Below are 19,321 nucleotides of genomic sequence, written 5' to 3' on the forward strand. Positions count from 1 at the left end.
TTTCTTCTCCTCAAGATTGCGCATCGTTGGGTGAGACCCCATCGAAACGCCGGCTCAGCTCCCGTGCGGCGGCCAGGATTTGTTCCCGTCCGGCCTGCTCTTGGATGAGTTGCTTGAACGATTCGTCCTTCAACGCGAACGCCAGTCGGGAGAGCAGGTGCAGGTGGCCACGGACGGTGGGGCTCACGAGCGTGAAGACCGCATGCACAGGTTTGCCGTCCAGAGCACCAAAATCCACCGGCCTTTCCAGAAAACAGAGCGTGATCAGGGGGCGGTCCATGTGGAACACAATCGGGTGTCGCGGGTGCGGAAGGGCTATGCCGTCCCCGATGGCCGTGGAGGCAAGCTTTTCCCGGGCGATGAGCATCTGCAACAACAGCCGGCGGTCGGCCCCCTCGGGCAGACGCAGGTACTCGACCACGCTGGCCAGGACGGCCTCCTTGTTCGCACCGGTGATGCGGTAGAACACGCCGCCTGTCTCGAGGGCGTCGGCCAGCGTGGGCAGCGGCCCGGCCGCTTCCGGTTCCTCAAAGATTTGGGGCGACACGTTCACCTTTTGAGCGGTTGCCCATTCGATCAACTCCGCCCGGTTGAACCGGAACTGGCCGCCCACCCGGTGCGCCGGTAGCCCGCGTTCGCGCATCCACCGATACACGCTCTTTTCGGAGGTGCCCAACAACCGGGCCACGTCTTTGACGGTCAATTGCATTCGTCCCTTCGAATGGACATAAATCCCGAACAAAAGACAAAGCCGCCGCTTTCTGACATAAATACCAATCCGTGTCAAGTCGTCCGAAGCGGGATTGCCCGTGAAACCGGCCGGTCCAGCCGCAACAAAGGCTCAGCGATGTGAAACCCGGCCGTGGCAAAGCGGGCTTTTCAATCGCGGCCAAGTGCAACTTTTCTGAAGCAGGGGATCCTGAGTCGCAACAGCCCGCAATGGCCCGGAGGCATGGGGTGCTTTGCGGGGCTGGCATCGACCAGCGCACCGCGATGAGGAGGGTTGTCCGGACTGCAACCGACCCTGAAGGGAGGTGAACCGAACGCGCCTGCCGGGTCGCTTGGGGGCGGAGGTGTTCCTGCCCATACAAACGTCCTTTGGGGGCGCCTGGGTGGGTGGGGTTTGTGTCCGCCGGTTTCTGCGGCAGGCTGCCGGTATTTCCTCGGAGGCCACACCTGACCTGGCGCAGCCCTTGCCCGGGTCCGAAAGAGGTCAGGCGATCAGGCCGGGCCGTGGGTGGCGGAGGTTTCCTTGGCGAATACAAGTCGTGGCACGGGCGGGCATGCCGGGGAATGGGAGGGTCATGCCCTGGCGCCGTGGGCGATGGGGTGGCGTGGGCCGGCGTTGGCTGGTTTTCAGCGAATGGGAATTGCCGAGGGCAGGGGAATCAGCCGCACGCGGCGGAAGTGAATCTCGCCTCCTTCGGATTGGAGGCCGATGGGGCCGGCGGCGCGGGTCACGCAACGGACGTGATTGACCAACTGGCCGTTGATCCAGACGGTGTATTCATCGTCCTTGGCCAGGATTTCCACCTGGTTCCATTGTCCGGGCGGGTTCTCCGCGTCCACCAGTTTGCGCACGCCGCTGATCTCGCCCACGGCCGGGCTGCGCCCTTCGAAGAAACGCAATTGACCGGCGCCGATGCGCATGCCCTGCAGGCCGATGACGTCCCCGGCGTTGCCGTGGCGGAGTTGGACCTCGATGCAGCGCGGCAGTGGGCGCGGCGGCGGCTGGATGCGGGTGAGGATGCCGCTGTTGGAGGGTTCCTTGCCCGGGGGCCAACGATATTCGACGAAGAGCCGGAAGTTGGTGAATCGCTGGGTGGTTTGGAGGAAACCGGTGGGCTTGCCGAGGCAGACGAGGATGCCGTCCTGCACGGACCAGACGGCCTCTTTCGGCACGGAGGGGTCTTCAAGGACGTGGGTCCAGCCGGTGAGGTCTCGGCCGTTGAACAGATCCAGGGCCGTGTCGGCCGGTTGCGGGGTGCGGCAGCCGCAGATCAGGAGGGCGAGCAACCCTGCCGTGCAGGCCGGGGGCAAGAACGTTCGTGCCGCCGGGTGCCGGATGCGGCCCCGGACGGGCGCAGTTTCAGAAGCGGTATTGGAGGCTGGAGGCGATCCAGTGGGCTTCGTAGTTGCGGGACTGGCCGAAGGTTTCATCGCGGTGGTGAAGGTAGCCGTACCGCAGCGTGAGACGCAAGTGCGGGCTGATGCGGCGTGTGGCGGTGGCGGTGATTCCGTGCTCTTCCACGCCGGCGCCCAGGGGCAGGCCGTCGGCCCAGGTGTTCTCGAAATTGTCGGAGCGGTAGTAGAACCAACCGGCATTCAGGTCGGTGCGGTTGTCCACCACGAACAGTGCGTTGAGCTGGGCCATCCAGTAGTTGTTTTGCGAGGCCAGCAGCGCGCGTGTGAGGTCCGAGGCCGGTGTTTCGATCCGGCTCCATACGTAGCTCCAACTCCCTTGGAGGCTCAGGCGCGACCAGGGCGTGAATCCGAGGCTTTGCTGCAGGATGTGGGTGGTGATGTCTGCGGACTCGGTCTGGCCCAGGCCAGAGGCGGGGTCCGGTCGCGTGTTGACGGTGGACTGTTGGAATTCGTAGCGCGTGATGAGGGTCAGCCGTGTCCAGGGCCGGAGGGTGAACCCGAGATGGGCATCCCATGTGTCGAAGCGCTGGTACTCGAGGTAGGCCGGGTAGCGGTCGAAACCGTTGTTGGGGGTGCTGTCGGTTTGGTGGGAGTACTCGTAGCGGTGGCGCTTGAAGTAGGCGCCCGCCTCGAGGGTGGCCCAGCGGGCGGCGTACCAGCGGGCACCCAGGCTGTATTTTTGGAAGAAGCGGCTGTCGTCGGTCCGGCGCTGGACGGGTGCCACGCCCGTGCCGCCGACGCGGCTCAACCCGCCGAGTTCGTCCAGGCTCCCGTCGCTCTGGGTCCAGTCGGCCACCGCCTGGAAGGACCAGTTGGTCAGGCCGGTGTAACGCACCTCGAGCCGTTCGCGCACGTCGATGAGATCGCGCTCCGATTGTGCGGAGAAGAGCGTGCCGGCGCTGCCGAGGGTGCCCTGGCCAAGGGAGTCTGCGTCGGCATCCAGTCGTTGGACCCTGAGCGAGGGCACGAGGGTCCAATGTGCGTGTGGTTGGTAGAGGAGATTTGCGTTGAGGACGTGTTCGCGTTGTTGGGCTCCGCCGATGAGCGTGGTGTACCCGAGGGGATAACCCGGTACGTAACCCACGTCGAAGTCGTTGCCGTAGATGCGGCTGCCGTCGAAATCGCTGTCGAGGTTGGCGTAGAGGTAGCCGGTGGAGAAGCACAGGTTTTTGCGCAGCCAGGTTTCGGTCCAGGCGTGGAGGTTGAACAGGTCGTAGCGGGTTCCCTGGCGATCGGTCAGTTTGCGTTCGATCGGTTCGCCCGGGTACTCCAGCACCTTGCGGGCGTTGTCGAGATCGGCGGTTTCGTAGCGAAGGTTCAGTCCGACGTCGGTCTGTTTGATTCGGTGGCGCAGGTCCAGTTCGAACGTGTCAATGGCTTCGTCCAGGTCATGGAAGGCCGGGCCCACGCCGAGGGCGCGATTCGGGTCGGTGGTGGAGGGATGGGCCATGCCCCAGGAGGTCGAGTCGCGCGCACCTTCCCGGGTGCGGTGGCGGTAGCGGAAAGTGACCCGTGGAAGGTTTTCCCGGACCAGGCCGGCTTCCACGCCGAGTTCCGTGCGGTCCAATCCCCAGACCTCCTCGCCGGGGAAGGTGAGCCAACGTTGGTCGGGGCCGTACCCGCCGCCGGCTGCATCGGACCAGAGACGGAACTGCGAGGCGTGGAATCGGATGAACCCGAGGTCTTCCTTGGAAAGTGCGAGCGACAGGCGATAATCCCGCTCATCGAACAGGGCGCGGCCGTCGAGGGTGAGCTGGGTGCCCTTGGCGACCTCGGCCTGGTAATGGAGGTCCTGGATGCCGCCGAACGGACCGTCGCTCAACTGGTGGCGTGCCTGGGCCTCGGCGCGGTTGCCGCGCGTGAAGAACCCGCCGAAGGCGAATTCGATCCAGTTGTTGAGGCCCTCGCCGCCGCCCTCGAACCATTCCTGGGGAGAAAACGTGGCGGTGTCTGCGGTTTCTTCCGCGGTTTCTCCGGTGTTTGCGTCCGCCTCGGCGGGGGGGTCCGCACCCTCGGACTGGGCGGGCGCCCCGGGGGCGTACAGGGGGAGGGCCGGGGCCAGCAGCAGTCCGACCCAGAACGGGGCGGGCCGGCGAAGCCGGGAGCGGGGACGAAGCATGGATCGGGTCGCTTTCATGGGTGGTCAAAACCGGAGCGAGGGGCTGACGCGCGAGCCGTGGACGGCTTCATGGCAACCGGCGGTCCAGCAGGTGCCCTGTCGCACGCGGGTGGTGTGGTCCACCCCGCCGATGCGCAGCACGCCGCCCTGGATTTGCTGGAAGTGACAGCGCAGGCAGAGATTGCTGTCCCGGGTGACCAGCAGCTTGGGATGGATGCTGCCGTGCGGCACGTGACAGACGGTACAGCCCTCGTGCAGTGCTTCATGTTCGAAGACGAAAGGACCGCGCTGGGCCGGGTGGCACTCGAGACAGTTTTCCTCTGCCGCTCGCAGCCGGGTGCCGCCTGCCGCGTGGGCCGTGCCCTTGTGCGGCGGATGACACTGCGTGCAAGACATCCGGCCCTCGGGCAGGGGATGGTGCGAGGGCAGGTTGAACTGGGCGCGGATGTGGCCGTGGCAGCGGTAACAGGCCTGTTCCACGGTGCGCTGCTCCAGGGTGGCGGTCACGGGGTGATCGCCCAGCGGCAGGGGACGACCCGCACGGAAGCTGTAAGGTGGCAGGACTTCGCCGCCTGACTCCACGTGCAGGCTGCTCGGTCCGTGACAGGACTCGCAACCGACCGCCAGAGCCCGGGGGCCGGCCGCCATCAAACGGGCGTGATCCGCCGTGAGGAAATCCCGCACGATCTCCTCGTGACAGAGTTCGCATTCGCCGTTGCCCACGTAGGTGGCGCCCGGCACTTCGGGAAGGGTGACCACGCCACGATTGACCGTGCGGCAGGCCAATCCGGCCAGTGCCACGGCCGCGCAGGCCGTCAGCATCCAGGGACCGGAACGCACCAGCGGACGCATGCGAACGGGGCGGGTCGTGCGGCGCTGGACCACCACGGGTTGGGAAAGCTCGCTCATGGTTGCGGATCGGTTTTCGACGGGGCCAGAGTTGCCGCGGCAGCGGGCGGCATCTGCAGTTCCTCGGCCACCCATTGCAGGGCCGCGTCCAACAACAGGGCCGCGTGGGGTCCGTTGTGGACGCCGTGGCTGCCGTCATACGCCACGAGGTAGAGGTTGAACCGTGCCTTGCGAATCCGGTCGGGTATCAGGGCTTGTTCGTCCTGGGCCGGGTCGTTGCTGCTGCGCGGGCCGCGTATTTGGGGGGAGCCGGTGGGGTTGGAGAGGCTGCCCGGGATGTTGTACTCCCAGGCCCGTGGGCCGTATTGGCGGAGGGGTTCCGGTGCGCGCGTCAGGGCCCACAGGTCCAGCGCTGCTTTGACGCGCTGGATTTGCATGTCCACCAGCGACCGGGTGAAGTCCACGAGCGCCTCCGGTGCCGGATGACAACCGAGGCAGGAATCGAACGATTCGACACGGAAGGTGTGGGCGGCGAAGGCCGGATGTTGCTCGTCCCGGCCTCCCTCGGCGGGCATGTGACAGGAGACGCACTGTTTTTCGAGGAAGGCATGGGCGGCCGGCCGGGAGGCGGTGTGTTCGGGCACCAGACCTGCGGTGCCGAGCAGCATGTTGTACTGGGGCGAGTGATGTGGCGGACGGGTGTTCGAGGTCCAGGTCGCGCCGCGCTGGTTGTGGCATTGGGCGCAGAGTTGGATGTCCGGATCGTAAGCCGTGGCAAAGTTCGCGCCGGTGCCGAGCGAGTAATCGGTGAAGGAGGCCAGTGGATTGCGCAGTTGGGCGGGGTGACCGGTGCGGCGGTGCGGATCATGACAGACGACGCAGGTGACCGGCATGTTGGCGTCGCCGGTCACCGTGGCGGCGGGATCGGCGCCCTTGAGGAGTGCGATCCGGGAAGAACCGGAATGGCAGCGGCCGCAGGAGTTGATCCGGTTGGGCGGGTTCATGTCTTCCGTGACCGTCGCGTGTGCGGAGCCGGCCCACTGTTCGAAGTGAGTGCGGTGGCTGTCCTGGTTGTGGCATCCGCCGCACATCTGGGCAGCGATTTCCACCCGCGGCCGGAACAGCGGGTCGTTTTCGTTGGCGGCGTGGAGGCCGGCCGGTCCGTGGCAGCTTTCGCACTGGACGCCGCCCAGGTGGGGGGTGAGGGTCCGGCTGACGAATCCGCCGGGCAGGCCGTAACCGACGGTATGGCAGGGCAGGCAGGCCGGGTTGTCGGCCTGGCCCACCCGTTCGAGCGACTCGAGAGCGTGGGCGTGCCGGGTCTGCAATTCTTCTGCGTGGATCTCGGCATGACAGGTGGCGCAGGCTTCCGCGCCGGCGTAGTGTGGCGCGGGTCCGGCGATGCGGAAGAAGGCTGCTTGGGCCGGGGCCGGTACGGTGGTGATGCGCCCGAAGTTGGTGGCGGGGGTGAGGGGCTGCCAGGGAGCGTCGAGAGCGGTCCGGTACTCCACCCGGTAGTAGCCGGGCGGCCCTTCCCAGGTCAGGCGAAGTCCGTTGGTGACCCATTCGATCCCGGTGAGGATTGGCAGGCCGGGCATGCCGCCGCGGACCGGGCGGTTCAGGTGGGGCGCCTGGGCATGGAGGCTTGTGGCGAGGGCGGCCAGGGCCAGGACAATGCGGATGAGGAGGCCGCGGGCCGGGAGATGCGCACACCGGGCGGGCCGGCGTCCGGGCCCGGCCCCGGTCTGTCGGGCGGCGGCAAGGGCGCAGCGGATCGGGACTCCGGAGCCCGACCGATCGCGTGGACGATGCGTGAGCCGGACCATAGACAAGGCCAGCCTAGGCCGGTGGAGTCGGGGGGCCAAACGAATATTGCCGAACCCTTTCCCGGACTTGCTCTGGCCGGTTGCGGCCGGAGCGGGTGAGGAGTCGGGTCCAAAAGAGAAACCGCCGCAGTGGCGGTTTGCCGACTGCGGCGGGAAGGTTCGAATTGTGGCCGGAGGGGTGGCCCTCAGGCCAGACCGACCAGGTAACCGAACCGCTGCTTGAACTGCTCGGGAGTCATCTTGACCACGGCTGCCAGCCGGGACAGTTGAGCGACGTCCTCGAAGTCCGAACGCTCGAGACGGATCATGTAGTGGAGGGCGCATTCGTAGGACTCGCCGTCCACGTTGACGCGCCGCACGTTGAAGCGGCCGGTCTGCGGGTTGAGCATCTTCTCGAACGGCAGGGGCACCATCTTCCCGTCAATGAAGCTGATGATGGCGCCGTACTGGGCCGCATCGGCCGACAGGATGAACTTGATGGCCCCGTAGCCGAGGTCGCGGGTGTACTCTGCGTCGAACGGAATGGGATCGGCGCAGCGAAGTTCGTAGCCCAGGTCCTTGTCAATGAAACTGATTTTAAGACCGAGCGGTTCCAACCGGGCCATCAGGGCGTCCTTGACCAGGCGACCGAAGGCGATCTCGCCCAAGCGCAGGTGGCCGTGGTCGTCGCGGATCACGCGGCCGTAGCGTTCGAGCTGGCCGCCCGGCACGGCGTTCTTGAGGCCCTTTTCGCCCATGGCCTCGATCAGGCCCTCGGCCAGCACCACCACGCCGTAGTACCGGCCCATGGCCCGGCGTTTGATGATGGAACCGATGATGATGTCGCAGACCTCCTCCAGGGTGACCGGACGATCGCGGAACTCTTCCGGAATGATGGTCAGCGTGGCGGCGGCGGCCTTGCCAATGCCCAGGGCCAGGTGTCCGGCCGAGCGACCCATGCTGACGATCAGGTACCACCGCGAGGTGGTTTGGGCGTCTTCACTGAGGTTTCGGACCAGCTGGACGCCGTAATGTCGCGCGGTTTCGAACCCGAAGGTCGGGGTGGAACCCGGCAGGGGCAGGTCGTTGTCAATGGTCTTGGGCACATGCGCCACGCGGATGCGCCCCTCGGCGCGCTTGTAGACCTGGCTGGCGGAGAAGGCGGTGTCGTCGCCGCCGATGGTGACCAGGGCCGTCACGCCGAGTTTGTTCAGCACGTCCAGGACGTTGTGCATGCTGGTGTCGGACTTGGCCGGGTTGGTGCGTGCGGTTCCGAGGATGGATCCGCCCCGCAGATGGATGTGTTTGACGTCGTCAATGGTGAGCCGGGTGTAATGCTGGCTGTCGCCGTCGGCCAGGTACTTGAACCCGTCTCGGAACCCGATGACTTCGAACCCCTGATTGATTCCCTCAATGGTGGCGGCGGCGATGACCCCGTTGATGCCGGGTGCCGGTCCGCCCCCCACCAAGATGCCCAGTTTGCCTCGGTTGGTTGCGTTTGCCATAAATCGTGTTCAGTCCGATTGATTCCAACGGGGTCGGGTTTCAGTGGGACTTGTCACCCCTTTTCCTCGACCCCGGCGCGGGGAGTGTGCCAAAAACTGCCGCAACGTCAAAACAACTCGCGGCGAGAGGTCCCAACCTGTTGGTCGAGAGGGCCGGGCAGGCGGCGCGTGGGGAGGGGCGGCCGCGGCGGAGTCCGGGCGTTCCGGGTCCGGCGGCTCCGGGTCACGAACCGGAAGGGGCCGCCTCCAGGGCGTCTCGCACTGCCCGCACCAGTTCCGCGGCCGTCCATTGGTTGCCCGGTAGGATCGTGCGGATGCGGCCGTCCGGGGCGATCACCGCGGTTCGGAGGTTGTGGGCCCAGCCGCCGTCTTCGCGCCAGAAGGTGAGTCCGAACTGTTCGGCCAGTGCGGTGACCTCGATCAGGGCGCCGGTGGCCAGCGTCCAGCCCTCGTCGGGTGCACCGTGGCTGCGACCGTAGGCGCGCAGGACGTCCGGGGTGTCATGTTCCGGATCGAAGCTGACGACCAGAAAATGCACCCGTTCGGCGGTGTCGGGGAGGCGGGCCAGTTCCCGCCAGGCGGTGATCAACTGCTGCATGGTGCGCGGGCAGAAGGTGGGGAACGGACAACGGGTGTAGATGAACGACAGCACCAGGACACGGCCCGAGAAGTTGGTCGTGGAGATCGGGCGGCCCCATTGATTGGTGAGGGGATAGGCCGGGAGCCGGTCGCCCGGTTCGAGGGGGTCCACGTCCCGGACGAGTCGAAACGGCCCGGTGAGGGGCAGCCGATTGGTGCGCGGCGTGGCGATCGTTTCCAGGGCTTCGATCCAGCCGTCGGTCTCCGTGACCGTCAGCCGAAACTGCACGGTGTCGCCCGGCTGAAGACCGGCCAACAGGTTGGTGTCGCGGACCGGAAACGGCATGGTCATCGCCCGCATGTAACCGGGGATCTCTTCGTGTTGGATCACCACGTTGCTGGCAGCCGGGTCGAGTCTGACCACCGTCCCCCGCACCTCGTACTGCCGGGGTGCCAGAGGTGGTCCTGCGGGTTCGGCCGACCGGGGGCCCCGGGAGCAACCTGCCAGCGCGCACGCTGCCAACACCGCGGCTCGTGTGCTCCCCAAGTTCATCATGTCGAGGGGAGCCTGCAGCAGGTGGGGAGCTCCGGCAAGTCATGAGCGGGTGCCGGACCTGCGCGGACCTGGCGCGGGCGCACAGGGCGCCGGCGGTCCGTCCGGTGAGCCGTGGACTGGCGGCCGGGGTTACACCGGCTTGTTGCCCGGCGCCGCGCGGCGGGGTGCATCGGATTTCCGCTCGAGGGTGAGCCCGCCTGTTGCTTTCGCGCTTGGCCTGGCGGGACGGCACATTGGAAACTCGGTGGGCGGGAGCGGTCGCGGATCGGGCCTGTGGTGCCAGCCGTGCCGCATTCGGACCGTTGGAGACCATGCAACCTTGCTGGCAAAGACTGAAGCAGCTGGCGGAGGAGGAGGTTGAGGCGACGCTGAACGCGCTGCCGCAGCCGCTGCAGGCGCGTGCGCGCGAGGTGCCGGTCACCTTCGAACGCCGTCCCAACCGGGCCCTGCAGGAGGAAGGTTTTGCGCCCGACACTCTGGGGATGTTCACCGGCGCCGCTTTTGCCGAGGAAGGGCTGGTACCGCTGCCGCCGCAGATTTTGTTGTTTTTGTTGAACCTGTGGGAATTTGCCGGCGGGGACGAAGAAGTGTATCGCGAGGAGGTCCGGACCACCTACCTGCACGAGCTGGGGCATTACCTGGGCTTGAGCGAGGACGAGCTGACGGAACGCGGCCTGGAATGACCGACGCGCAGCGGAGCGGGGACGACCGGACTCGAACGTTTGTCCGACAGGCATACGGTGTGATCCCGGCTACCCTCGACCTTGTGAACCGAGCACGAAGAGCTGGTGCGAATCGGGGTCACGGCCCCGCCGGCCGGGCTGCGGTGGGCCGGTTCTGGCTGTCGGTCTTCGTGCTTTCCATGCTGACCGTGGCGGGGTCCGACCCGCCGGAGTTGAGCAACGGCACGGTGGCCCTGCGCTGGGACGCTACCGGGCAGTGGCTGGTGCTGACCCGTTCGTCGGACGGGCGGGAGTTCTTTCGTATGCGGCCTGCCGGCGCGACGGTGACCGCGATTCACCGGGTGGCCGTGTCGAACGTGCCGGCGGACGGATGCGCGGCGTGGGAGCTGCGGCTGCAGGACGGGTGCCGCTTGCAGATCTGGCCCGTGGCGGGCTCGGGATTCGTATGCGGCCGGGCGATCCGGCCTGCGGCAGGGTTTCCCGGGCAGGAGCTGACTCGGTGGGAGGTTTGGGAGGGGCGGTTGACGGAAGAGCCGGAGCCGGAGGGATGGCGCGTGCTGGGAACGGGCGGGTTGGCCTCCCCGGCGCAAAGTCCCGGCTCGTACGTCTGGCTTGCGGTGGCGCGTCCGCGGAGCCGGGCCGGCTTGGTTGCGGGCTGGATCACCCACGACCGGGCCAGTGGCGTTTGGTTTCCGTCGGTTCGGGACGAGCGGGTGCAACTCCGGGCGAGGCTCGATTACGGGCGTGTCCGGCTGAAGCCGGACGGGGAGGTGACCTCCGAGGTGTTCGCTGTCGGTTGGTTCGGAGACGCGCGCCTTGGTTTGGAACAATGGGCGGAGCTCGTGGCGCATCATTATGGGATCCGCCTGCCGCCGCAGCCGTGCGGGTACTGCACGTGGTACTCGCGCCCGCACGGAGGGGCGTCCGACGAGGTGCATTTGCGGCAGCTGGCCGAGCTGGCGGCGCGTGAACTCGCTCCCTTCGGCTTTCAAGTGGTTCAAATTGACGACAAGTGGCAGGCCGGTTTTTCGACCAACGGACCGCGCCGCAACTTCACCACGCACGATCCTGCCGGACCCTATCCATCCGGAATGAAGGCGGCGGCTGATTCGATTCGTCGTCTGGGGCTCGTGCCGGGTCTCTGGTACATGCCCTTTGCGGGGACGTGGTATGATCCGTGGTTTGCGCCGCATGCGGACTGGTTCGCGCGCCGCGAGGACGGCGCACCGTACGAGACGGCTTGGGGCGGCACCTGTCTGGATCTGACCCATCCCGGGGCCCGAGCCCATGTGGAATCGGTCACACGCCGGATCGTGCACGAGTGGGGCTTCCGGTATCTCAAGCTGGACGGGCTGTGGACCGGCAGCGCCACGCGGCAGCAGTACATCAACAGCGGGTACCAGGAGGACCACATGGGCGACGCACGGTTTCACGATCCCTACCGGTCCAACATCGAGGCGTTGCGTGAGGGTTTGAAACTGGTGCGGGAAGCTGCGGGGCCGGAGGTCTTCCTGCTGGGTTGCAACGCGGCACAGAACATGCGGGCCTACGGAGCCGCCATGGGATGGGTGGATGCCATGCGCGTGGGACCGGACAACGGACCGGAATGGGACCGGTTGATCCGGGGACCGCTGTTCAGTTCCCGACAGTACTTTTTGAACGGTCGGGTCTGGTACAACGATCCGGACCCGGTGTATGTCCGCCCGAGTGTGCCGCTCGAACAGGCGCGGCTGATCGCTTCCTGGGTGACCGTCAGCGGGAACCTGTGGATGAACAGCGACTGGCTGCCGGATCTGCCGGCCGAGCGACTTGACATCTTGAAGCGGACGCTGCCGTCGCATGGCCGGCCGGCCCGGCCGGTGGATCTGTTCGAGCGCGAGCCCGCCCGGGTGTGGGTGGTGCGGGACGAGCGGACCAACGGGGTGCGCGTGCTCGTCGGCCTGTTCAATTGGGACGCGCAACCTTGGAGCGCGGACGAACCACTGGCGGAGCTGGGATTGGACCCGGCGCGTTTCTGGGAACGCTTCGAGTTCTGGGAGGATTCCCTTGCCGCGCCGGCGCAAGGTCATTTGTCGGCGACGGTGCCGGCACGGGCCTGCCGGATCTGGATGCTGCGTCCGACCTCGGATCATCCGCAGGTGATCAGCACCTCGCGGCATGTGACGCAGGGCATTGTGGACGTGGAGGAGGAGCATTGGGACCGGGCGCGCCGGACCTTGGGCGGGCGCAGTCGGGTGGTCGGCCGTGACCCGTACGAGCTGCGGGTGGTCCTGCCGGAAACCGGCGGCTACGGAGCGCCCGTGCGTGCGTGGGTGACCCTGCGCGGCCTGCCGGGAACAGTCGCCGTGCGGGTGCCTGTTGCTCTGCGGACCGAGGGCAGGTTGGTGCGCATCGGTTTTCTTCCGCCGCACGGCGGTGTGGCGGAGTGGCAGGTTCAGTGGCCCGGGCACGGCGACCGGCGCCCGGGCCCGGATGCTTCGAATACAGACTGAGTCAGGCGGGCCCTCAGGTCAGCCGCCATGGCGCGCGCAGCTCGCGGGAGAGGAGCTGGCTGGCGCCGGGATCGCCCAGGATGATCTCCTTGTTCGGATCCCAACGGATCTTCCGGCCGACGAGCAACGCGATCAATCCGAGGTGCCCGGGGATGGCGGAGTGATGCGCCACTTCCACGGGCGTGATCGTCGGCTGGCGCGACTTCACGCAGTCCAGGAAGTTCCGGAAGTGTCCCGGGGACTCGTACAGCCTGACCTTGCGAAGGTCATCGGGCAACGACCTGCGCTCGTTCCATTCGGGGTTGGAAGATTCGAACGCGTTGCCGCGGTTGACCCAGACCCAGCCGTCGGTGCCGATCCACTTGGTGCCGCTGCGGATGTCGTCGTGACCTCCGGCGATGATGACCTCGATGTCGCCCGGGTATCTGGCGACCAGCCGGTAACGGGTGCAGGTGTTCCAGATGGCCTTGGCGGGCGGGAACTCGCCCACCCCTTCGATCTCCAGCGGCCCGATGCGGTCGTCATTGCCCAGGCCCCAGTGGGCAATGTCGCAGTGATGGCCGATCCAATCCAGCAACTGGCCGCCGCCCACGTTGTAGTTCCAGCGCCAGTTCATGTGGGCCCGGACCTCGATGTAGGGCTCCATCTGTGACGGGCCGAGCCACATGTCCCAGTTCAGCTCCGGGGGCGGGTCGGAAACCGCCGCGTCCCAGGCGGGTGTGCCGGGGACCACTTCGGCGGGGTTCCTGGGCGCACCCGGGATGCGGGCCATTTTTTCCTGAAAGGCCTTGAGCGTGCCGGCGAAGTCATGGTGCCCTGCGGGCAGACCCACTTCGATGCGCCGGATTTTGCCGATCAATCCGTTGCGCACGATCTCGCAGGCGTAGCGGAAGTGGCGTTCCGATCGTTGCCAGGAACCGGTCTGCCAGATGCGACCGTAGCGGCGCACGGCGCGGACGATGGCCTGTTGCTCCGCCACGGTCCGGGCCAGCGGTTTTTCCCCGTAGATATCCTTGCCCTGGCGGGCTGCCTCCACGGACATGATTCCGTGCCAGGTGTCCGGCACCGCCAACATCACCGCGTCAATGTCCTTGCGGGCGAACATCTCGCGGAAGTCGGTGTAGGACTTGCAATCCTTGTTGCCGTAGTGGCGGTTGATGGTGTCCACGGCGGCCTGAAGCCGGCCTTTGTGCACGTCGCAGGCGGCCACGACCTGACAGTCCTTCTCAACCAGGAACCCTCGTGTGTTGCTGGGACCTTGCATGCCCCAGCCCACGATGCCCATGGTGATCCGCTCGGAAGGGGCCGGGCGTCCGTTGGCGCCCAGTGCGCTGGCCGGTATGATGGTGGGAAATGCCACGGCCGCGGCCGCGGTGCTCAGGAAGGTGCGTCGGCTGATCTGGCGAGGTTGAGAACGGTTCGTCTTCATAAGCCGGCTCGAGTCTGTGCCGGGACCGTGGCGTTGTCACGTCATCATTTGTCACGATCCCCCGCCCGCTCGATCCGGCAGGCCCATCCGAGCAAGGCCACGGCCGCGGCAATGGCTGCCAGACTGACGTAAAGCGGGCCCACGGGCGGTTGATACCGAAACTCCACCCGGTGTTCCCCCGGTTCCACGTACACGCCGCGGACCACATAATTGCAGCGCAGCACCGCTGCCGGTTGGCCGTCCACGTGGGCGTGCCAGTAAACGTCGAATTTGTCGTTGAGCCGCAGCACGGACGGGTGTTCGGCCCGCACCCGGAGGACCACCCGTTTGGGCTCGTAATGCTCGAACTCCACCGTGCCGGGGCGGTTGGTCTCCGCTGCCGCCGATGCCGGCGGCGGATCCGAGACCAACACCGTTCGGTGCGGGTCGAAGGACGGATCCGGCAGCAGGGCCAATGCCTCTGCGTCGTTGGTGACCACCTGCCAGTGGCCGTGCAACCCGGCCTTGGGCAGTGCCCCGGTGAACTCCATCAGCGCAAACGGCCCGGTGGTGTTGGTGCGGATCAGGAACGGTCCCTCCGGCCCTTTCGGGCGGATTTCGAAGGCCAGCAGTTCACGGAACCGTCGTTTTTCGGGGTCGAGCTGCTGGTTCAATGCCTCGGCCATGCCCGCCGCTCCGAACAGGTAGCGGGTGCTGGTTAGTTCCCAACGCCGCAGGATGCGCCGGGTCCAGTTGGTCAGGTCCTCGCCCGGCAAAGGCCTGCGTGTCAATGCACGTTCGAACGCCTCCACCTCCACGGGGACGCGCGGCATCTGGACGATGTCCGGCGACTGAATGTTGTAGAAAGGAAAGAGATGTTGCATCCACTCCACCCGGTAGAGCTGGGCCAGGAGGGCATACCGTGCAGGCAGAAACGGTTCGGCCAATGCCACGCGGTACTCCCACGGCCGCTGACGCAGGAGATCGAACACGGGGTTGTTCCCGGCCTCCACGAGCCGTTCCTTCCAGTTGTAGGTGACCACCCAGGGGCGGTTGGCCGGCGCCAGATCGAGCACGGCCAGTGCACAGCCGACGCCTCCGGCCAGTGTGGCTTTGCCCCGCAATCGCCCGCTGATCACCAGAGCGGTCCAACCGAGCGCCAGCCCCAGGAACAAGACCGAACGTCCCACGCGCCCCACACTGAAAGCCGCCTGTTCCCGGGCCTTTTGGACCGCTGCCTGTTCGTCCCCTGCGATCCCTTGGGCCCGCATCTCCAGGAGATGCATGTCCGTCAGGTAGGCTTCCAACCTCGGCCTTGCCTGCGCATAGAGGAGCCACGCCACGACGGCCAGTCCGAAGGCCACGGCGCTGCCCACCAGCCAGCGGCGTTCGAACACGGTCGGCCCGGCCGGGGCGGATCGCGTGCGCGGCCCGGGGTTTTCGAGGGCGCCGGGGCGCGGTTCCACCCAGGTCCGCCACAAGCCCTGCAGGCCGTAGCCTGAAAGGATCAGCAGGGCCCACTCCAGGATGTGCATGAACTTGGCCGGATTCCGGATCGAAGAGGCGTAGGGTAGTGCAAAGAAGAACTGATAAAAGGGGGCGAACCTGCCGAACATCAGGAGCGTGGCCAGGATGGCCACGCAGGTCCAGAAGAGGATGGCACGTCGTTCGTCCCTGCCGAAGATGGAACCTTGCCGGCGCAGGGTCTGGGCCAACGCGGCGGCCACCAGCACCCAGACCAGCATGCCGGCATAACCGCTACCCATGCCGTAGCGGAAGAACCCGCCCGGTGGCGGGCCCTGCCGGTCGCCTGCCAGATAGTCATCCCAGGCGGGGTCGCTGCCGCCCCGTCCCCAGTAATCGCCGCCGCCCGGCGTGTCCATGCGGTATCCGAACAACCCGGGCACCAACAGGCTGAAGAACTCCGCCTTGGGCAGACTCCACTGGGTGGCCCAGGCCCAGCGTTCCTCCCTCGAAGTGGCTTCTTCCTGCACCTGTACGACCCCGCGGAGCTGCGTGGCCACCAGCGTGCTCAGGGTGGAGGCGGCGATGAAAGCCGCGCACCCCGCTACGAGGATCAACCGGCCCATGGCCCGACCGGCGCGTGCGGCTGGTGAACCGGCCGTTTGCCAGGCCTGAAAAGCGACATAGGCGGCCACGACCAGACTGAACAAGGCTCCGATGTCGTAGGCTTCGGTGACGCCCAGACCGACGGCAAAACCCGCCAGGGCCAGTCGCAACCAGGGCCGGGGCGCGTCGGGTCGGGCCAGGGCGGCCAGCGCGAGGAAGTTGCAGCCGAAGGCGATCGGTTGGGCGCACACGCCCCAGCTGGCGGTGGCGAAGAAATCGCCGTTGAGGCTGGTCAGGACGGCCAACAGCGCGCCCACCCAAGGGGACCACCGCATCTGCCGGGCCCACACCCAGGCTGCCCAACCGACGAACAACAACGAAAACGGCGCATAGAGTTTGGAGAAAGTCAACGTGCTTGTCATCAGGCGCAGGAACGTCGTGATGCCGGGTGTGGTGGCCGGCGCGCTGTAGCCGAGCCAGTTCAGGTCGTGCCAGTAGCCGGTGAGAGTTTTCCATGGGTTGGCATGGTCGGCCTCCATGGCTCCGTACGGTCCGTCGTTGGAAAACAAGACCCGATCCGGGTGAAGGTCATCCCAGAACAACGCGCCAAAGGCGACGACCAAGGCCGCCAGACCCGCTGCTGTGGCCGGGAGCTTGGGCGAATGCCGACGGTTCCTCTTCTCCATGTTTGCGGCGGAGCATAGGTGTGGTCTGCAAGGTGCGCCAAGAGCAAACCCCGGCGCCGGCGGTGCAGGAACCGGGATGTGAGGGTCCGGCCCGGGTTCTCTTTGCGAGGCTCGAGAGAGCGGGGAGAAGCATGTCTGTTGGCCTGATGAACCCAACCCTCCGGCAGCGTGCGAGCACCCGGGCTTGCGTCCCGTTGTTGGACGACGGATCGCCATTGACAACCGCGTTTGAAGCGCCGGTAGATTGGCACCGGTGAATCCGTGTGGCGTGGGAGCCGAACATGCGGTGGGAAGCGAGCCGGGCGGCGGTCGAACCGTGCGAACCCGGCCGCGTCCAACCTGTCCGCTGTGTGGTCAACCGGGCCGGGTCCGCCATGAGCGATTACGGGATCTTCTGTACGGGGTGGGCGGTCTGTGGACGCTGCGAGAGTGTCCCTCGGCCGGGTGCGGACTGATGTGGTTGGACCCGATTCCTGTGCCGGAGGATGTGCCGCTTCTCTACGGCAGATACTACACGCATCGTGCGGCCGCCCCGCATGCGACCCCTCTGAGAGACAGCCTGTACGAGGTGTATCGCGGGGTTCATTCCATCCTGGCGGGGTTCACCGGTTTGGGTGGTGAGATCCGGTTGTTCCGCGGGGCCGGGCTGGACGACCTGCCTCCGGGGAGGGTGTTCGACGTCGGGTGCGGCGACGGCGCCTTTCTGCAAGCCATGCGGAGGAGGGGGTGGGAGGTGGAGGGTTGTGAGGTGGATGCGGGTGCCGCGGGCCTCGCGCGTGAGAAAGGTCTGGTCGTTCACACGGGAGATTTCGCGGCACTGGATCTGCCGCAGGGCGCCTACGATGCCGTCACCCTGCACCATGTCGTGGAGCATCTTCCCGATCCCCGCCCGGTTTTTGAGAAGGCGCGGCAGATGCTCCGGCCGGCCGGCCGGCTGGTGATCGTCACGCCGAACACACGCAGTCTGGGGCACGACCGCTTCGGGCGTTGTTGGCGCGGTCTGGAACCGCCCAGGCACTTCTGTCTCTACCATCCCGGGCTGCTGGCGAGGCTGGTCCGCGAGGCGGGCTACGCGATTCGGCTCTGTCTTTCCTCCGCAGCGCACGCCGACGTCATCCTGGGGGCAAGCCTGAGCCTGGCCGGAGCGCGTGGCCGGCCGGTCTCGGATCCGCCGCCTGTTTCCCTCGTCCGCACCCTGCGTGCATTGGCGCTCCAGTTTGCCGAGCACCGGCTGATTCGAAAGGGGCGCTCCTGCGGGGAGGAATGTTTGTTGGTGGCCGAGAAACTGTGATGAACGCGGGTGAAGATGATCTGGCAAAGGCCGGCGCCGTGATGGTGACCCATCACCCCCCTGGTGAAGTCCGAGCCAGTGCCACCCTTCTGGCCGGGCAATTCCGGCGCGTATGGATTGTGGACAACGGGTCCGGGCCTGCGTTCGACGGGGTTTTGAACGAGCTGGCGCGGCTCCCTTCCACCACCCTAGTGCGGCTTCCCTCCAATTGGGGAATCGCTGCTGCATTGAACGTGGGGATGACCCAGCTGCTCGATTGCGGGGCCCGGTGGGTGGCGCTTTTCGATCAGGACACCTGGATTCCGCCCGGATACCTCACGGCCATGCTGGAAACCTGGCGGCTCTGTCCGCAGGCGGAGCGGCTGGGCTTGCTGGCGCCGGATCATGTGCAGAGGGGAAGCGGAGAGGATTTGCCCCTTCGGCCCGCCTTGGGCTCGACCTGCCGGTTGGTCCGGACAGCGATCAGCTCGGGCTCGCTGGTTTGCGCTCGGGCCTATCGAGCGGTGGGCGGATTCGACGAATCGCTGTTCATTGATTATGTGGATTTTGATTTTTGTCTTCGTCTTCGACGGGCGGGTTACGTGCTCGGCCGGGTTCCTGGGATTCGGGTGAGCCACAGCCTCGGGGAGGGCCGGGTCGTCCGCCTGGGACCGTGCCGCCTCCGCATCCGCGGTCACCGACCCTGGCGATACTATTACATCTTTCGAAACCGGATCCTGATGTATCGTCGGTTCTGGGTCGCGGACCCCGTGTGGTGTCTGCATGACCTTTTCTGGTTCTTGCTCGACGGACTGAAGGCAGGGTTGCTGGAGAAGGAACGAAAGGAATGCGTGAGGTGGATGATGCAGGGCATCCGGGACGGGCTTTCCGGCCGGCGGGGGATCCGGGTACTTCCGCCGGGACGTCTCGCGGGGCCCGAGTTCCTGCCGGCCGATACGGGCGAAGCTTCCCGCCGGGAACGGACTTGCTCCTGAGAACGGCGCTCCCCGACGTGAGGAGGATTCGGCTTCGCTTTGAGGGCCCGGAAGGTGGTTCCCGTTCGTGTGGTTGGGCGACATGCACCCGGAGCGTGCCAGCCGGAGGGGTGCGGGGGCCGGACCGAGAAAGACGGGTGGACTGCCGGGGCAGCGAAG

At 66.6% G+C, this 19,321-nt stretch carries 13 protein-coding genes; 4 read left to right on the top strand and 9 right to left on the bottom strand.

Going from position 1 to position 19,321, the window contains the following annotated elements; all coding sequences use genetic code 11:
• Window positions 1–10: 10 nt before the first annotated feature.
• From ACPDIX_RS02565 to ACPDIX_RS02595, 7 genes are all read right to left on the bottom strand, one after another.
• A complete protein-coding gene (locus tag ACPDIX_RS02565; protein WP_423430212.1) occupies window positions 11–709 on the bottom strand; it encodes a PTS sugar transporter subunit IIA in 699 nt (232 codons plus the stop codon).
• Between the two features lie 647 nt (window positions 710–1,356).
• Entirely contained in the window at window positions 1,357–2,040 is a 684-nt protein-coding gene (locus ACPDIX_RS02570) for a 3-keto-disaccharide hydrolase (protein ID WP_423430213.1), read from the bottom strand.
• Between the two features lie 49 nt (window positions 2,041–2,089).
• The gene (locus tag ACPDIX_RS02575) at window positions 2,090–4,282 is read right to left on the bottom strand and encodes a hypothetical protein (RefSeq protein WP_423430214.1); all 2,193 of its coding nucleotides are present in this window, start codon (window positions 4,280–4,282) and stop codon (window positions 2,090–2,092) included.
• Between the two features lie 6 nt (window positions 4,283–4,288).
• Window positions 4,289–5,173 carry a cytochrome c3 family protein gene (locus tag ACPDIX_RS02580; protein ID WP_423430215.1) on the bottom strand — a complete coding sequence of 295 codons (885 nt, stop codon included), beginning with the start codon at window positions 5,171–5,173 and terminating at the stop codon, window positions 4,289–4,291.
• On the bottom strand, window positions 5,170–6,939 hold the full coding sequence (locus ACPDIX_RS02585) for a multiheme c-type cytochrome (protein WP_423430216.1): 1,770 nt from the start codon (window positions 6,937–6,939) through the stop codon (window positions 5,170–5,172). The genes ACPDIX_RS02580 and ACPDIX_RS02585 overlap by 4 nt, the downstream gene beginning before the upstream one ends.
• Before the next feature lie 185 nt (window positions 6,940–7,124).
• Window positions 7,125–8,423 carry a diphosphate--fructose-6-phosphate 1-phosphotransferase gene (gene pfp / locus ACPDIX_RS02590; protein WP_423430217.1) on the bottom strand — a complete coding sequence of 433 codons (1,299 nt, stop codon included), beginning with the start codon at window positions 8,421–8,423 and terminating at the stop codon, window positions 7,125–7,127.
• A 223-nt stretch (window positions 8,424–8,646) separates the two neighbouring features.
• On the bottom strand, window positions 8,647–9,558 hold the full coding sequence (locus ACPDIX_RS02595) for an SCO family protein (RefSeq protein WP_423430218.1): 912 nt from the start codon (window positions 9,556–9,558) through the stop codon (window positions 8,647–8,649).
• A gap of 311 nt (window positions 9,559–9,869) precedes the next feature.
• Between ACPDIX_RS02595 and ACPDIX_RS02600 the strand changes: the two genes are divergently transcribed.
• Window positions 9,870–10,241, top strand: coding sequence for a metallopeptidase family protein (locus tag ACPDIX_RS02600; protein ID WP_423430219.1), 372 nt, complete (start codon window positions 9,870–9,872; stop codon window positions 10,239–10,241).
• A gap of 83 nt (window positions 10,242–10,324) precedes the next feature.
• Window positions 10,325–12,733: a glycoside hydrolase family 36 protein gene (locus ACPDIX_RS02605; RefSeq protein WP_423430220.1), complete on the top strand. Its 2,409-nt coding sequence runs from the start codon at window positions 10,325–10,327 to the stop codon at window positions 12,731–12,733.
• Window positions 12,734–12,746: 13 nt separating this feature from the next.
• On the opposite strand, the gene ACPDIX_RS02610 is transcribed toward ACPDIX_RS02605, so the two are convergent.
• Together ACPDIX_RS02610 and ACPDIX_RS02615 are read right to left on the bottom strand one after the other, a co-directional pair.
• Entirely contained in the window at window positions 12,747–14,162 is a 1,416-nt protein-coding gene (locus ACPDIX_RS02610; RefSeq protein ID WP_423430221.1) for a Gfo/Idh/MocA family protein, read from the bottom strand.
• 44 nt (window positions 14,163–14,206) lie between these two features.
• Window positions 14,207–16,897 carry a hypothetical protein gene (locus tag ACPDIX_RS02615; protein ID WP_423430222.1) on the bottom strand — a complete coding sequence of 897 codons (2,691 nt, stop codon included), beginning with the start codon at window positions 16,895–16,897 and terminating at the stop codon, window positions 14,207–14,209.
• A gap of 253 nt (window positions 16,898–17,150) precedes the next feature.
• Here ACPDIX_RS02615 and ACPDIX_RS02620 point away from each other — a divergent pair, with 253 nt between their 5' ends.
• Together ACPDIX_RS02620 and ACPDIX_RS02625 are read left to right on the top strand one after the other, a co-directional pair.
• Complete coding sequence (locus ACPDIX_RS02620) at window positions 17,151–18,188, top strand: class I SAM-dependent methyltransferase (protein ID WP_423430223.1); 1,038 nt, start codon at window positions 17,151–17,153, stop codon at window positions 18,186–18,188.
• Window positions 18,188–19,162: a glycosyltransferase family 2 protein gene (locus ACPDIX_RS02625; protein ID WP_423430224.1), complete on the top strand. Its 975-nt coding sequence runs from the start codon at window positions 18,188–18,190 to the stop codon at window positions 19,160–19,162. The genes ACPDIX_RS02620 and ACPDIX_RS02625 overlap by 1 nt, the downstream gene beginning before the upstream one ends.
• Window positions 19,163–19,321 lie beyond the last annotated feature (159 nt).

This window comes from Limisphaera sp. 4302-co, assembly GCF_049537155.1.
GTDB lineage: Bacteria > Verrucomicrobiota > Verrucomicrobiia > Limisphaerales > Limisphaeraceae > Limisphaera.

Excerpts from the sequence above, each read along its gene's own strand:
- ACPDIX_RS02565 (WP_423430212.1), bottom strand. The coding sequence starts at position 709 with ATGCAATTGACCGTCAAAGACGTGGCCCGGTTGTTGGGCACCTCCGAA.
- ACPDIX_RS02575 (WP_423430214.1), bottom strand. The coding sequence starts at position 4,282 with ATGAAAGCGACCCGATCCATGCTTCGTCCCCGCTCCCGGCTTCGCCGG.
- ACPDIX_RS02580 (WP_423430215.1), bottom strand. The coding sequence starts at position 5,173 with ATGAGCGAGCTTTCCCAACCCGTGGTGGTCCAGCGCCGCACGACCCGC.
- ACPDIX_RS02585 (WP_423430216.1), bottom strand. The coding sequence starts at position 6,939 with ATGGTCCGGCTCACGCATCGTCCACGCGATCGGTCGGGCTCCGGAGTC.
- pfp (WP_423430217.1), bottom strand. The coding sequence starts at position 8,423 with ATGGCAAACGCAACCAACCGAGGCAAACTGGGCATCTTGGTGGGGGGC.
- ACPDIX_RS02595 (WP_423430218.1), bottom strand. The coding sequence starts at position 9,558 with ATGATGAACTTGGGGAGCACACGAGCCGCGGTGTTGGCAGCGTGCGCG.
- ACPDIX_RS02600 (WP_423430219.1), top strand. The coding sequence starts at position 9,870 with ATGCAACCTTGCTGGCAAAGACTGAAGCAGCTGGCGGAGGAGGAGGTT.
- ACPDIX_RS02610 (WP_423430221.1), bottom strand. The coding sequence starts at position 14,162 with ATGAAGACGAACCGTTCTCAACCTCGCCAGATCAGCCGACGCACCTTC.
- ACPDIX_RS02615 (WP_423430222.1), bottom strand. The coding sequence starts at position 16,897 with ATGGAGAAGAGGAACCGTCGGCATTCGCCCAAGCTCCCGGCCACAGCA.
- ACPDIX_RS02625 (WP_423430224.1), top strand. The coding sequence starts at position 18,188 with ATGAACGCGGGTGAAGATGATCTGGCAAAGGCCGGCGCCGTGATGGTG.